This is a genomic window from Agromyces sp. CF514 (assembly GCF_900113185.1).
GTDB lineage: Bacteria > Actinomycetota > Actinomycetes > Actinomycetales > Microbacteriaceae > Agromyces.
Genome location: NZ_FOZD01000001.1, coordinates 1790499 through 1805202, shown reverse-complemented (window position 1 = coordinate 1805202; position 14704 = coordinate 1790499). Strand labels below are relative to the sequence as shown.

The 14704-nt window shown below is 71.5% G+C and carries 12 protein-coding genes; 2 read left to right on the top strand and 10 right to left on the bottom strand.

All coding sequences use genetic code 11. The features are described 5' to 3' along the window. Window positions 1–79: 79 nt before the first annotated feature. The 3 genes from hisS to BM342_RS07955 form a co-directional block, all read right to left on the bottom strand. Window positions 80–1348 carry a histidine--tRNA ligase gene (gene hisS / locus BM342_RS07965; RefSeq protein ID WP_092966684.1) on the bottom strand — a complete coding sequence of 423 codons (1269 nt, stop codon included), beginning with the start codon at window positions 1346–1348 and terminating at the stop codon, window positions 80–82. Window positions 1349–1439: 91 nt separating this feature from the next. Then, window positions 1440–2123: a nucleoside triphosphate pyrophosphohydrolase gene (locus tag BM342_RS07960; protein WP_092964866.1), complete on the bottom strand. Its 684-nt coding sequence runs from the start codon at window positions 2121–2123 to the stop codon at window positions 1440–1442. A gap of 85 nt (window positions 2124–2208) precedes the next feature. After that, the gene (locus BM342_RS07955) at window positions 2209–2865 is read right to left on the bottom strand and encodes a LysE family transporter (protein ID WP_092964865.1); all 657 of its coding nucleotides are present in this window, start codon (window positions 2863–2865) and stop codon (window positions 2209–2211) included. A gap of 156 nt (window positions 2866–3021) precedes the next feature. Here BM342_RS07955 and BM342_RS07950 point away from each other — a divergent pair, with 156 nt between their 5' ends. After that, entirely contained in the window at window positions 3022–4221 is a 1200-nt protein-coding gene (locus BM342_RS07950) for a Na+/H+ antiporter NhaA (protein ID WP_092964864.1), read from the top strand. A gap of 61 nt (window positions 4222–4282) precedes the next feature. On the opposite strand, the gene mfd is transcribed toward BM342_RS07950, so the two are convergent. Further along, window positions 4283–7999 (bottom strand): transcription-repair coupling factor, encoded by a 3717-nt coding sequence (gene mfd / locus BM342_RS07945; protein ID WP_092964863.1) that lies wholly within the window; start codon window positions 7997–7999, stop codon window positions 4283–4285. Between the two features lie 122 nt (window positions 8000–8121). On the opposite strand from mfd, the gene BM342_RS20265 reads away from it, so the two are divergent. Next, window positions 8122–8853 carry an RNase H family protein gene (locus BM342_RS20265; protein WP_092964862.1) on the top strand — a complete coding sequence of 244 codons (732 nt, stop codon included), beginning with the start codon at window positions 8122–8124 and terminating at the stop codon, window positions 8851–8853. 61 nt (window positions 8854–8914) lie between these two features. Here the strand turns inward: BM342_RS20265 and pth are convergent, their stop codons facing one another. The 6 genes from pth to BM342_RS07910 all read right to left on the bottom strand — a co-directional run bounded on the left by pth (window position 8915) and on the right by BM342_RS07910 (window position 14542). Further along, window positions 8915–9547 (bottom strand): aminoacyl-tRNA hydrolase, encoded by a 633-nt coding sequence (gene pth / locus BM342_RS07935; protein ID WP_092964861.1) that lies wholly within the window; start codon window positions 9545–9547, stop codon window positions 8915–8917. Between the two features lie 143 nt (window positions 9548–9690). Further along, window positions 9691–10317 (bottom strand): 50S ribosomal protein L25/general stress protein Ctc, encoded by a 627-nt coding sequence (locus tag BM342_RS07930; RefSeq protein ID WP_092964860.1) that lies wholly within the window; start codon window positions 10315–10317, stop codon window positions 9691–9693. 207 nt (window positions 10318–10524) lie between these two features. Further along, on the bottom strand, window positions 10525–11604 hold the full coding sequence (locus tag BM342_RS07925; protein WP_092964859.1) for a zinc-binding dehydrogenase: 1080 nt from the start codon (window positions 11602–11604) through the stop codon (window positions 10525–10527). A 24-nt stretch (window positions 11605–11628) separates the two neighbouring features. Next, on the bottom strand, window positions 11629–12360 hold the full coding sequence (locus BM342_RS07920) for a fumarylacetoacetate hydrolase family protein (protein WP_092964858.1): 732 nt from the start codon (window positions 12358–12360) through the stop codon (window positions 11629–11631). After that, the gene (locus BM342_RS07915) at window positions 12360–13133 is read right to left on the bottom strand and encodes an SDR family oxidoreductase (protein WP_092966682.1); all 774 of its coding nucleotides are present in this window, start codon (window positions 13131–13133) and stop codon (window positions 12360–12362) included. The genes BM342_RS07920 and BM342_RS07915 overlap by 1 nt, the downstream gene beginning before the upstream one ends. Next, on the bottom strand, window positions 13130–14542 hold the full coding sequence (locus BM342_RS07910) for an MFS transporter (RefSeq protein ID WP_092964857.1): 1413 nt from the start codon (window positions 14540–14542) through the stop codon (window positions 13130–13132). The genes BM342_RS07915 and BM342_RS07910 overlap by 4 nt, the downstream gene beginning before the upstream one ends. Window positions 14543–14704: the final 162 nt, after the last annotated feature.

Genomic DNA, 14704 nt, shown 5'->3' with positions numbered 1-14704 from the left:
CCGCAACACGACCATCGCGGCGTCGCAGATGGCGACCATCCGCGCACGGATGTCGCCATCTGCGACCTCTCGCTGAGGGCTAGGCGGTGAGGTCGCGGAACGCGAGCGACGCGGCATCCGTCGTCTCGGGGGTCACGTTCGCGACGGCGTCGAAGCCGTCGGCGGCGACCCGCTCGAACAGGGCGCGGGCGTTCTTCACGCGGCGCTCGAAGCGCACGCGGGTTCCGGATGCCACGAGCTCGTGCTTGAGCTTCAGCAGGGTCGCGGGCTCGACGGCGGGGTCGTAGACCAGCACGACCGAGCGGGGGCGCCCGTCGTCGCGCACGGCGAGAAGGTCCACGATGCGCTCGAAGCCGATCGAGAAGCCGCACGCGGGCACGTCCTGCCCGAGGAACCGGCCGATCATGCCGTCGTAGCGGCCGCCGCCGCCGAGCGAGTAGCCGAAGTCGGGGTGCGCGATCTCGAAGATCGTGCCCGTGTAGTAGCCCATGCCGCGCACGAGCGTCGGGTCGAACTCGATGGCCGCGTCGGCGAGGATCTCGCGCAGCGCGACGAGATCGGCGTAGGCGTCGAGGTCGAGCCACGAGGGCGGCGGCACGATGCCGTCGGCGAGGTGCCAGTCGGCGTTGGTCAGCGCCTCGAGCTCGGCCGCGACATCCGCCCCCTCGTCGACGATGCCGAGATCGCGGAGCTCGGCGGCCACTCCCCCGGTGCCGACCTTGTCGAGCTTGTCGATCGTGATGAGCGCACGCTCGCGCAGCTCGTCGGGCACGCCCCACGAGCCGAGGATGCCGGCGAGGATGCGCCGGTCGTTCAGTCGGATGGTGCAGCCGCCGAGCCCGAGCCCGTCGAGCGCCGCGAGGGTCGCCGTGAGCAGCTCGAGCTCGGCGAGGTGGCCGGACTCGCCGATGATGTCGATGTCGCACTGCACGAACTGGCGGTACCGCCCCTTCTGCGGGCGCTCCGCACGCCACACGGGCGCGATCTGGATCGAGCGGAACACCGGGGGCAGCGCCGCGCGGTGCGTCGCGTAGAAGCGCGCGAGCGGCACCGTGAGGTCGTACCGCAGGCCCAGGTCGGCGAGCGAGAGGGCGTCGCCGGATGCCGCGGCCGCCGTCAGGTCGTCGGAGGTGATGCCGCGCTTCATCACGGCGAACGCGAGCTTCTCGTTGTCGCCGCCGAGGCCCGCGTGCAGGCGCGAGGCGTCTTCCATCACGGGCGTCTCGATCTCGTCGAAGCCGTGCGACGCGTAGACGCCCCGGATCACGCCGAGGGCGTGCTCGCGACGGGCCTTCTCGGCGGGGAGGAAGTCGCGCATTCCGCGCGGAGGAGTGACGGATGCGGCCATGCCGACCATTCTTCCAGCACCGCGGCGCGGCTCACGAACGCGTGGCGCGGCTCACGAACGCGTGGCGCGGCTCACGAACGCGCAGCGCGGCTCACGAACCCGCGGCGACCTCAGCCGAACGCACCTCGTCCTCGAACGCGCGCACGGCTCCGCGCAGCGCGCGCTCGGCGTCGAGGCCCTGCGCCTTCGCCGACGCGGCGAGCGCGAACAGCAGATCGCCGAGCTCGGCTTCGGTCGCCGGAGCCGTGACGTCGCCCGCGGCATCCGCCCCGACGCCGGCCTTCTCGGCCTTGCCGAGCACCTTCTGCGCGAGCGCGAGCGCGGGCATGCCCCGCGGCACGCCGTCGAGCACGCTCGTGCGGTGCGGCTTCTCCTCGGCCTTGAGGTCTTCCCAGAACGCGACGACATCTTCGGCCGTCTCGGCCTCGCGATCGCCGAAGACGTGCGGATGCCGCGACACCATCTTCGCCGTCATGTGCCGCGCGACGTCGTCGATGTCGAACCGCTCGCCGTCGGTGTGCGCGGCGATGTCGGCGTGGAAGAGCACCTGGTAGAGCACGTCGCCGAGCTCCTCGATCATCTCGGCCCGGTCGCCCGACTCGATCGCGTCGATGAGCTCCCAGCTCTCCTCGACGAGGTACTGCACGAGGCTCTCGTGGGTCTGGTCGGCGTCCCACGGGCATCCGCCGGGCGCCCGCAGCAGGGCGACCGTGGCGATGAGCTCGTCGAGCCCGGGGTGCGGCGAGTCGCCCGGGGATGCGGCTGTGTGCGTCATCCGTTCAGCCTAGGCATGCCGGGCGACGACGCGCCCGGCACCTCACGCCAAGGACGCCGGACATCCGGACATCCGGACACGCGGGTCAGTGGATCGCCGCCAGCGCGACGCCCACCGCGAGGAAGAGCGAACCGAACACGCGGTTCAGCACCGTCTGCCCGCGCGCCGACCTCGTCACTCGGCGGAACGACCTCGCCGCCACGGCGAAGAAGCCCCACATCACGACGACGTCGACGAGGATCACGGTCGCGGCGACCACGAGGTACTGCGGCAGCAACGGCTCGCCCGGTCGGATGAACTGCGGCAGGAAGGCGAGGAAGAACACGATCGCCTTCGGGTTCAGCAGGTTCACGAGCAGGCCGCGACGGAACAGCGACCACGCGGACTCGCCGACCGGGGCGTCGAGGCCGCCCGCGGCATCCGGACCATCCGTCGCCTCGACGGAGCCGTCGACGACGGGCTTCGCGAGGAACTGCCGGATGCCGAGGTAGACGAGGTAGGCGGCGCCCGCGTAGCGGATGGCGTCGAACGCGACCGGTGAGTTCGCCACCAGCACGCCGAGGCCCGCCGCGACGATCACGATGTGCACGACGAGCGCAGCCTGCTGCCCGAGGATGCCCCACCACGCGCGGCCCAGCCCGACCTTCAGGGCGTTGCCCATCGTGTTGATCGCCCCAGCGCCGGGGGTGAACGAGATCACCACGCTCGCCGCGAGCAACGCGACCCAGACCGAGAACGACACCGCACGAGTGTACGTGCCCGATAGGCTTCCACGAGGAGTGCCGGGAAGTCTGGTCGGCCGGCGGGAGACCGCCGAAACCGACCCGTCGACCCGGAACGCCGTGCCAGCGCCTGCCGAAGCACCGTCCCGCGTCGCACCCGACGAACGGAGTGCCCCATGAAGATCCTGAGATCGGAACGCTGGTCGGCGGTGCTGCTGTTGATCGCCGCAGTGCTCGGCCTCGTGCTCGCCAACCTGTCGTTCGGGCCGGTGCTCGTCGAGCTGAAGACCGCGCACCTCGACCTCCCCTGGCTCGGTCTCGACCTCTCGCTCGGCCACTGGATCAGCGACGGCCTGCTCGCGGTCTTCTTCTTCATCGTCGCGGTCGAGCTCAAGCGCGAGCTCGTCATCGGCGAGCTGAACTCGCTCTCGAAGGCGCTCCTGCCCGCGATCGCCGCGGTCGGCGGCGTGCTTGTGCCGGCCGTGATCTACGTGGGCTTCACCGTCGGCACCGATACGGTCGACGGCTGGCCCATCCCGACCGCGACCGACATCGCCTTCGCCCTCGGCGTGCTCGCCGTGTTCGGCAGGTTCATCCCGACGCGCGTGCGCGTGTTCCTCCTCGCGCTCGCGGTGCTCGACGACCTCATCGCGATCCTCATCATCGCCTTCTTCTTCACCGCGGATGCGAGCATGGCCCACCTCGGGCTCGCCGCCGTGACGATCACGCTCTTCGGCGCGTTCAGCCGCATGCTGAAGCCCCGGTCGTCGTGGGTCCTCTCGCGCCGCGCGCAGTGGCCGATCATGCTCGTGCTCTGGGTGCTCGCGGTGCTGACCTGGTATTTCGTCTACCAGTCGGGAGTGCACGCGACGATCGCAGGCGTCGCGCTCGGGTTCGTCATGGCTCGCCGACCGGGCGGCCGGGCGGTGCACGGGCTCGAGCCCGTCTCGAACGGGGTCATCCTGCCGCTGTTCGCGCTCTCCGCCGCGATGGTGCCGATCCCCCAGGTCAGCCCGAGCGAGCTCGACCCGGCGTTCTGGGGCATCCTCGTCGGCCTCCCGGTCGGCAAGATCGTGGGCATCATGCTCGCCGGCGGCATCGGCCTGCTCGTGGCGAGGCGGCGCACCGGCCAGTCGCTCACGATCGGCGACCTCGCCATGGTCGGCACGCTCGGCGGCATCGGGTTCACGGTCTCGTTGCTCATGAACGAGCTCGCCTTCGCCGGCGACACCGAGGTCGCCAACGAGGGCACCCTCGCGGTGCTGCTCGGCTCGGGCATCGCGATCGTGCTGTCGGGCCTCGCCGTCACCGTGCGGTCGCGGCAGTACCGCACGCAGGGCGCGGCGGGCGGGCCGGGCGGTCCCTTCTCGCGCTGACTGTAATTCAGGACGAGCGGATGCCGCGGGCGAGCGGATGCCGCGGCCAGGCCACCGCGGTCTAGGCGACTCCGCCCGCGGCCGATGCCGTTCCCGTCGCGCCGGCCGCACCCGCCGCCTCGGGCAGCGGGAAGATCGCGGTGATGAGGTTCGAGACCCACTCGATGAGTTCGGCGTCGCCGGGCATCTCGCCGCCCCGCACGGGGAACGGCACGAGGATCACGTCGCTCGCCGCGACGAGCTTGGCCCCCGGGTACATGCGCTCGAGACGAACGCGGCGCGAGTCGGGGATGTTCGCGGGCGCGATGCGCAGCTTGGTGCCCGTTGCGATGACGTCGGAGAGCCCCGCGAACTGCGCCAGCCTGCGAAGCCTCGACACGGCGACGAGGTTCTGCACGGCCTCGGGCGGGGCGCCGTAGCGGTCGACGAGCTCGTCGACCACATGGCCGAGCTGCTCCTCTTTCGCCGCGGGTCCGCTCGCGGCGGAGAGCTTCTGGTAGGCCTCGAGGCGCAGGCGCTCGGAGTCGACGTAGTCCTCGGGGATGTGCGCGTCGATGGGCAGCTCGAGTCGGAGCTCGGTCTGGCCCTCGGCGACGTCGCCGCGGAACGTCGAGACGGCTTCGCCGATCATGCGCAGGTACAGGTCGAAGCCGACGCCCGCGATGTGGCCGGCCTGCTCGCCGCCCAGCAGGTTGCCCGCGCCACGGATCTCGAGGTCTTTGAGGGCGACCTGCATGCCCGAGCCGAGATCGTTGTTGGCTGCGATCGTCGAGAGCCGGTCGTGCGCGGTCTCGCTGAGCGGCTTCGCCGGGTCCCAGAGGAAGTACGCGTAGGCGCGCTCCCGACCTCGGCCGACGCGACCGCGCAGCTGGTGCAACTGGCTCAGGCCGTACTTGTCGGCCCGGTCGATGATGATCGTGTTCGCGTTCGAGATGTCGAGGCCGGTCTCGATGATCGTGGTCGACACGAGCACGTCGAACTTGCGCTCCCAGAAGTCGTTGACGATCTGCTCGAGCACGTGCTCGTTGAGCTGGCCGTGCGCGACCGCGATGCGCGCCTCGGGTACGAGCTCGGACAGCTGCGCCGCGACCCGGTTGATCGACGAGACGCGGTTGTGCACGAAGAAGACCTGCCCCTCGCGCAGCATCTCGCGCCGGATGGCGGCCGCGACCTGCTGCTCGGAGTAGGGGCCGACGAACGTGAGGATCGGATGCCGGTCTTCGGGCGGGGTCGCGAGGGTGGACATCTCGCGGATGCCGGTGACCGCCATCTCGAGCGAACGAGGAATCGGCGTGGCGCTCATCGCGAGGATGTCGACGTTGGTCTTGAGCTTCTTCAGCGCGTCCTTGTGCTCGACGCCGAACCGCTGCTCTTCATCGATGATGACGAGGCCGACGTCTTTGAACACCACCTTCTCGGTGAGGATGCGGTGCGTGCCGATCACCATGTCGACCGTGCCGTCGCCGAGGCCGGCGATGGTCTCGCGCGCCTCCTTGTCGGTCTGGAAGCGGCTGAGGGCGCGCACGTGCACGGGGAACCCGGCGAAGCGCTCGGTGAAGGTCTCGAGGTGCTGCTTCACGAGCAGCGTGGTCGGCACGAGCATGGCGACCTGCTTGCCGTCTTGGATGGCCTTGAAGGCCGCACGCACCGCCACCTCGGTCTTGCCGAAGCCGACATCGCCCGCGAGCAGGCGGTCCATCGGGATCGGCCGCTCCATGTCGGCCTTGATCTCGTCGATGGTCTGCACCTGGTCGGGCGTCTCGGTGAACGGGAACGCCTCTTCGAGCTCGTGCTGCCACGGGGTGTCGGGGCCGAACGCGTGGCCCTTCGCCGCCATGCGCGCCGAGTAGAGCTTCACGAGCTCGACGGCGATGTCGCGCACGGCCTTGCGAGCCCTGCCCTTGGCCTGCGACCAGTCGCTGCCGCCCATCTTGGAGAGCGAGGGGGCCTCGCCGCCGACGTAGCGCGAGAGCAGGTCGAGCTGGTCGGTCGGCACGAACAGCCGGTCGCCCGCCTGGCCGCGCTTGGAGGCCGCGTACTCGAGCACGAGGTACTCGCGCACGGCCTTGGGCTGCTGGGCGATGCCCGCCCTGCGGCTCGGGCCGGTGGGGCGGCTGCCGGTCGCGACCTCGCGCTGCACCATCTCGACGAACCGGCCGATGCCGTGGGTCTGGTGCACGACGAAGTCGCCGGCCTTGAGCTGCAGCGGGTCGACGACATTGCGACGCCGCGGCGCGAGCTTGGCGCTGCGGCGCGCCTCGTAGCCCGCAGCGCGCCCGTAGAACTCCGCCTCGGAGAGGAGACCCAGCTTGACCTCGGGCACCTCGAAGCCGCGTGCGGCGCCCGCGCGGACGAGGTAGGCGACACCCGGCTCGAGCTCGTCGGGCACGGCCTCGACGGTGCGGGCCGCGAACCCTGCCTCGGAGAGCACGTCGCGGGCGCGTTCGACGAGCCCCTGACCCTCGGACGCCACGACGAGGCTCCAGCCGTCGCGCAGTCGCTGCCCGACGTGCTCGACCGCGCCCGCGACGTTGCCCGCGAAGCTCGGCATCGCATCGGCCGCGACGCGCACGTACTCGGAGGCGAGGCGGGACGCGGACTCGGCCGCCTCACCGCCGGCCGACGCCGCGACGACGGCCGCGGCGTCGCCCATGTCGAAGTTCGTGAAGGTCCACCACACGCGCTTCGGGTCGGGTTCGCCCGGCGCGCTGAACAGCACGGCCTCACGGAACTCGCGCACCGTGAGGAAGTCGCCCGAGGCGAGGTCGATCGGCGCGTCGGCGCCGGCCGTGGCCGCGCTCCAGGCCGCGCCGAGGAACTCGCGGTTGGTCTCGGCGAGGCTGACCGCACGCCCCGAGACGCGCTCGGGGTGCAGCACGGCGACGGCCGCGCCGACCGGCAGGTAGTGCGCGAACGGCACGAGGCGTTCGAGCAGCGCGGGCGCCAGCGACTCCATGCCCTCGACGGGGATGCCCTCGGCGATCTTCTCGAGCAGGCCGGCCATGCTCGGGAACTCGTGCACCATCTCGCGGGCGCGCTGACGCACCGACGGCGTGAGCAGCAGCTCACGGCTCGGCGCGAGCTCGACGCGCTCGACGACGTCGGGCAGCGAGCGCTGGTCGGCGACCGAGAACGCCCGCAGCTCTTCGACCTCGTCGCCGAAGAACTCGACGCGCACCGGGTGGTCGGCGGTCGGCGGGAACACGTCGAGGATGCCGCCGCGGAGCGCGAACTCGCCGCGCCGCGACACCATGTCGACGCGCGCGTAGGCGAGGTCGACGAGCGTGCGGGAGATCTCGGGCAGGTCGTAGCCCCGACCGCCCGGCACGAGCTCGATGGGCGCGTGCTCGGTGAGGTTGTCGGCGAGCGGTTGCAGCGCAGCGCGCACCGAGGCGACGATCACGAGCGGATGCCGCGAGCCGGCCTGCTGCCAGTCGTGCATGCGTCGGAGGGCGTGCAGCCTGCGACCGACGGTCTCGGCGGAGGGACTCAGGCGCTCGTGCGGCAGGGTCTCCCATGCGGGGAACTCGAGCACCTCTGCGCCGTCGAGGTACGGCGCGATCGCGGTGCGCACCTGCTCGCCCTCGCGGCTCGTCGCGGTGATGACGAGCAGCGCCGGCGCGAGCCCGGCCTCGGTGCGGCGCTGCAGCAGGCCGGCCAGCAGCGGCGCGTCGATGCCGTCGGGCGCCGAGAAGTCGGCGCTCCGTAGAGCTTCGCCCAGGGCGCGGTCGATCGTGGAGGCGCGCGAAAGCGCCGTGTTCAAGCCCTGCAGAATCACCTTGCGAGTCTACGCGCGGCCTCGGACACGGCCGCCGCCCGGCCACGACCGAACGGCGGTCGGGCTGCCGTCGGTGCCGCCCGATACGATGGGCGCCGCACCGAACCCCCTGGAGGACACCCGTGATCACTGCCGCCGCCGACGGATCCGCCCTCGGAAACCCCGGCCCCGCCGGGTGGGCCTGGTACGTCGACGACGACCGCTGGGGCGCCGGCGGATGGAAGCACGCGACGAACAACCAGGGCGAGCTGAAGGCCGTGCTCGAGCTCTTCCGAGCGACCGCCCACCTCGACGACGACCTGCTGGTGCTCTGCGACAGCCAGTACGTCATCAACTGCATCACGAAGTGGATGCCCGGCTGGAAGCGCAAGGGCTGGCGCAAGGCCGACGGCAAGCCCGTGCTCAACGTCGAACTGCTGAAGGAGCTCGACGACGAGCTCGTCGGCCGCCGCTACCGGTTCGAGTGGGTCAAGGGCCACGTCGGACACCCCATGAACGAGGCCGCCGACACCCGGGCCCGCGCGGTCGCCGAGGCGTACCGCAGCGGCAAGGCGGTGATTCCATCCGGTCCCGGGTGGCGCGACGGCTCCGGCGGAACGGATGCCGCGGCCGCCGTCGAGGCGATCGACGACGTCGAGCTCGAGCTCGACGCGGCATCCGTCATCGATGCCTCGGTTCCGGTGGCCGCCGAGGCCGCGGGTGCCGAGGACGACGCGCTCTTCTCGTTCGACGACGCGCCCGACGCCTGGCACCAGCTCACCGTCGAGCTCTCGACCGAGGAGCACGACCGGCTCCTGCAGCGCTCGCGCGCCGCGGGGCTCGCGCCCGAGGAGTACCTGCGCTCGCTCATCTGAGCGCGGCCGTCGGTCGCCGTCGGCACACCGCTGAGGACGGTCGAGACCGCCGCCCGCCCGATCAGGCCGGCGAGTGGAACTTCTGCTGCGCCGCCACGAGACCCACGTCGGCGATCGCCTCGACGGCGTCTGCGGCATCCGAGATCAGGTTGGGCAGCGTCGCCCGCTCGGTGCCCGAGAAGTCCTTGAGCACGTAGTCGGCCGCGTCCTGGCGGCCGGGCGGGCGCCCGACGCCCACGCGCACGCGAGTGAAGTCGGCATTGCCGGTCGCCTTCAGGATGTCGCGGAGGCCGTTGTGGCCGCCGTGCCCGCCGCCCGCCTTGAGGCGCACGGTGTCGAATGGGATGTCGAGCTCGTCGTGCACGACGATGAGGCGATCGGGCTCGAGCCCGTAGAACTTGAGCAGCGCCGAGACGGGCCCGCCCGAGGTGTTCATGTAGCCGTTCGACTTCGCGAGCACGAGCTTGGGACCGCCGGGCCGAACGAAGCCCTCGGCGACGCGCGACGGCGTCTTGTGCGTCTTGAAGGTCGCCCCGATGCGGGTCGCGAGCTCGTCGACGACCATCTGGCCGACGTTGTGCCGGTTGCCGGCGTAGGGGGCTCCGGGGTTGCCGAGGCCCACGACGAGCCAGGTGTTCGCAGCCACGGTGGGGTCTTCCTTCCGGCGGGGGCGGAACAGGTCGGTCAGACCCATGGTCGGCCTCCGTTCGATGCGGGCGAGCCGGTGCTCGCGGGTGGTCGGTGCGGCGGGCCGCGAAACGGGAACGGGCCCGCGGCCCGCATCCGAGCGTACCCGGATGCGATGCCGCAGGCCCGATCGGCGTGCGTGCGCTGAGATTACTCGGCTGCAGCCTCTTCGGCGGGAGCCTCGGCAGCAGCCTCGGCCTCGCCCTCGGCCTCTGCGGCCTCTTCGCCGAGGTCGGCCTTCTGCGGGGTGTGCACGTTGACGACGAGGGCGTCGCCGTCGGTGACGAGCGAGGCGCCCTTGGGCAGCTCGACGTCCTTGGCGTGGATCTGCGAGCCCTCTTCGAGGCCCTCGACCGAGACGACGACGCTCTCGGGGATGTGGGTCGCCTCGACCTCGAGGAGCAGCGTGTGCGAGTCGACGTCGGCGATGGTGCCGGCAGCGGTCTCGCCCTCGAGGTGCACGGGGACCTCGACCTGGACCTTCTCGCCCTTCTTGATGACGATGAGGTCCATGTGCTCGATGATCTGGTGCACGGGGTCCTTCTGCACGTCCTTGACGAGCACGAGCTGGCCCTTGCCCGCGATGTCGAGCTCGAGCACTGCGTTCGCCTTGCGGATCAGCAGCGCGACCTGGTGGCCGGGCAGCGTGACGTGCTGGGGCTCGGTGCCGTGGCCGTAGATCACGGCGGGGATCTTGCCGGCGGCGCGGATCTTGCGGGCAGCGCCCTTGCCGAATGCGTCGCGGACGTCCGCGACGACCTTGTTGTCGTCAGTCATGATGTTCTCCTTGCGGGCCCAAGCTCGGTGCTCTGGCGGCCCAGATCGTGGGTCTGATGTCTTCAACTCGAACGCCGCTGCATGCACGATGCGCGGATGCGTGAGGAATAGCCGTGGAGCCTGCTCCCACCGCGTCGATCACGGATGCCGTGCGCCGCCCGATCGCTCGGATGGCGCGGGATCCCTCGCCGAAGTTCGCAGCCGAGTCTACCCGATGGATCCCGAGGGCGCGTCGACGGCCGGATCGTGCGCCTGATCGGCCGTGAAGTCGAGCAGCACCTTCGATGAGACGGAGGCATCGGCCGCGATGCCGAACGCCTCGATCGCCCGCTCGGCCGGCAGCACGTGCGTGACGATGCCCGAGACGTCGAGGCTGCCGTCGGCGAGCGCCGCGATGACGTCGTCGAACTCGTCGGCGAAGCGGAAGGACCCGGTGATCGTGAGCTCGCGGGTGATCGCCGTCGCGATCGCGGCGGGGACGTCTCCTGCGCGCTGCAGGCCGAGCAGCACGATCGTGCCGCCGCGTCGGCAGGCCGCGATGGCGCTCGCGAGTCCCGGCACGGTGCCGCTCGACTCGACGACGACGTCGGCGTGGAGCGCGGCGATGGCCGCGGCATCCGTCGCGTCGATCGTGCTCGCGCCGTGCTGCTCGGCGAGTCGCCGCGGCAGGTCGTGCAGGTCGGTCGCGACGACCTCGGCTGCGCCGTGGTGGCGGGCGACGGCGACGACGAGTTGGCCGATGGGTCCGGCTCCGATCACGAGCACGCGCGCGCCGCGCACGTCGCCCGCGCGTTCGAGGCCGTGCCACGCGACGGCGGCCGGCTCGGCGAGCGCGGCGACCTCGAGCGGCAGCCCGTCGGGCACGGCGTGCAGCAGGCGCGTGGGCAGCGCGACGCGGCGGGCGAACCCGCCCTGCGTGTGCGGCAGGTGCAGCGCCGAGCCGAGGTAGCTCGAGGCCGGTGCGAGGTTGGGCCGGTCCGCGGGCCACGGGGTCGCGCCGTCGCCCTTCGGCGTCAACGGGTGCACCGCGACCCGCGTGCCGACCACCGGGCCGGATCCGTCGAGGGCAGCGACCACGACCGTGCCCGCGATCTCGTGGCCGAGCACCATGGGCTCGCGCAGCACCGAGGCGCCGGCCGCACCGTGGCGCCAGTAGTGCAGGTCGGAGCCGCAGACGCCGCCGTAGGCGATCTCGAGCACCGCCTCGTCAGCGGCGGGTGAGGGTTCTGGCAGCGCTTCGACGCGCAGGTCGTCGGCCGCGTGGGCGACGACGCCGAGGTTCGACACGGGATCTCCTGGGTTGCGGACGGTTCAGCGGGTCGGCGTGACGAGTCGCACGCCGGCGACCACGATCTCGACGATCGCACCGGGGTCGATGGGCGCCTGCGAGGTCGGCGCCCCGGTCATGACGACGTCGCCCGGGCCGAGCGTGGTCCACTCGGCGAGGTAGGCGAGGCACGCACGCGGCGACGAGGGCAGCGCGCGGCTGCTCGTCGCGCCGGCGAGCACGCCGTCGACGAAGAACTCGAGCGACACGTCGTCGAGGTCGGCGCCGGTATCGATCACCGGGCCGAGCGGCGTGTACCCCTCGCCGGCCTTCGGTTCGAAGTTGCGCGGGTCGACCGCGGCCCGGTCGGGGCTCGACAGGTCATTCACGGCCGTGACGCCGAGCACGTACTCGTGGGCGTTCTCGAAGGTGAGGCCCGTGGTGTCACGACCGATGACGATCGCGATCTCCCCCTCGGCGACCGTGACGCCCGCGTCGCGGCGCAGCGTCACGGGCACTCCGGATGCCACGACGGACCGCGGACTCTTGAGCCACGCCTGCACGGGCGAGGCGTGCTCGGGCCCGTTCTGGGCGATGCCCACGACGACGAGCGGCGCGCTCGGGGGAAGGAGCTCGCCGAGGATCGGAGTCCCAGCGTCGACCGGGCTCCTCCCCTCGGCGAACGCGGTGTACGGGTCCTCGATCGGCACCCAGCCGTCGACGGACTCGCGGACATGGACCGGCCCGGCGGGCGTGGCGAGCCTGGCGATGCGCATCAGACCACCGCCGTCATGCCGCCGTCGACGTGGATCGTCTGGCCGTTCACGAAGTCGCTCGCGCTGCTCGCGAGGAAGACGAGGGCGCCGACGAGGTCGTCGACCCGCCCCCAACGCCCGGCGGGGGTGCGTCCGCGCACCCAGGCGGAGAACTCCTCGTCGGCGACGAGCGCCTTCGTGAGCTCGGTCTCGAAGTACCCGGGGGCGATGGCGTTGGCCTGCACGCCGTGCGGCGCGAGGTCGGCGCAGAGGCCCTTGGTGAGCATCACGATCGCGCCCTTCGTCGCCGCGTACGGGGCGATCGAGGGCCGTGCGAGCAGCGACTGCACGCTGCCGATCTGGATGAGCTTGCCCGAGCCGCGTTCGATCATGCCGCGGGCCACGCGGCGCGAGAGGCGGAACGCGCTCGTGAGGTTCGTCTCGACGAGGTCGTGCCAGTCCGCGTCGGTGAACTCGGCGATCGGCGCGCGGCGCTGGATCCCGGCGTTGTTGACCACGATGTCGGGCGTGCCGAGCTCGGCCTCGACGGCGGCGATGCCGGCGTCGACCGCCGCGGCATCCGTCACGTCGAAGACCGCGCTGAGGGTGCGCGCACCGGTCGCGGAGGCGATCTCGTCGGCGGCGCGCGCCGCCTTCCCGGCGTCGCGCCCGTGCACGACGACCGTCGCACCCGCGGCTGCCAGGCCCGCGGCGAGCGCCCTCCCGATGCCCTGGCCCGACCCCGTGACGAGCGCGGTGCGCCCGGTGAGGTCGAAGGCGGCGGAGCCCGTCACCACTGGATGGTCCGGATCGAGAGCGTGGTCGCGTCGACGTCGTCGCCGGACTCGGTGCTCGAGACCTTGATCGCGTCGTCGGTGCGGGTGAGGTCGCGGCGCAGCGTCTCGGGCACGAGGAACGTGGCGGCGGTCGTGATGAGGGCGAGCACGATCATGTAGATCGCGAGCAGCAGCCAGTTGCCGCCGCTCACGGCGATGAGGTACGCGCCGAGCACGCCGGCGACGCCGCCGGCCAGCACGGCCGAGAGCTCGCGGGCCATCGCGACGCCGAGGTAGCGGTGGCGGTTGCCGAAGAGCTCGGGCAGCATCGCGCACTGCGGGCCGAGCATGGTGTTCACGGCGATGCCGATGCCGACCGCGACCGCGGCGATCGCGACGGGGTAGCTGCCGAGCGAGATGAGCCACCAGGCGGGCACGGCGTAGAGGAGCATGAACACGGCGCCGAAGCGGTAGACGTTGCGGCGGCCGACGCGGTCGGAGATCGCACCGGTGAGCGGCACCGTGAAGATGCCGAGCAGCGAACCGAGCGTGACGCCCCAGGTGAGCAGGCTCTTGTCGGCGTCGGGGCCGACGACCGACACGAAGAAGGCGAGCGCGAGGGCCTGGAACATGTAGGAGCCGCCGTTCTCGGCCATGCGCAGGCCGATGCCGACGATGACGCCGGGCAGGCCCTTCGTGAAGATCTCCTTGACGGGCTTCTCGGCGATCTGCTCGTGCTTCTCGAGCTCGACGAACGTCGGCGTCTCCTTCAGGCGCATGCGGATGAAGAGCGCCACGAGGATCAGCAGGAACGACGCGAGGAACGGCACGCGCCAACCCCAGCTGAGCAGCGCCTCCTCGGGCAGCAGCGTGATGAGGCTGAACACGAGCGCGGCGAGCAGCGTGCCCGCTTGGATGCCGATGAACGGCAGCGACGAGAAGAAGCCGCGGCGGCGCACGGGCGCGTACTCGGCCATGAGCACGGTCGAGCCGGCCTGTTCGGCGCCCGCTCCGAAGCCCTGGAGCAGGCGCATCGTGACGAGCAGGATCGGCGCCCAGATGCCGATGGCCTCGTAGGTCGGCAGCAGGCCGATCGCGGTCGAGGCGCCGCCCATGAGCATGATCGTGACGACGAGCACCCACTTGCGGCCGAGTCGGTCGCCGAGGCGTCCGAAGAAGAGGCCGCCGAACGGGCGGGCGAGGAAGCCGACGCCGTAGGTGGCGAACGCGGCGACCGTGGCCATGGCCGGGTCGTCCTGCGGGAAGAACAGCACGTTGAAGATCAGCGCCGTCGAGAGGCCGTACAGCGCGAAGTCGAAGTACTCCAGCGCACTGCCGATGCTCGACGCGTAGGTCGCGCGCTTGAGGTTCGCGGCGTACTCGGGATCGTCGTTCACCGCGGTGGGTGCGGGGGCGGTACCGGTCATGTCCCATCTCCTTTGATCGGCTCGCATGGGGTGCGATGACGGCCACTGTACCAACCTGATGTACAGAGTTCAACCCTTTGAACCGCTTTCAGGCGAGCGGATGCTGCGGGCACCCGCCCGGGCACGCCGAAGGCACGCCGATGGCACGCCGAAGGCACGCCG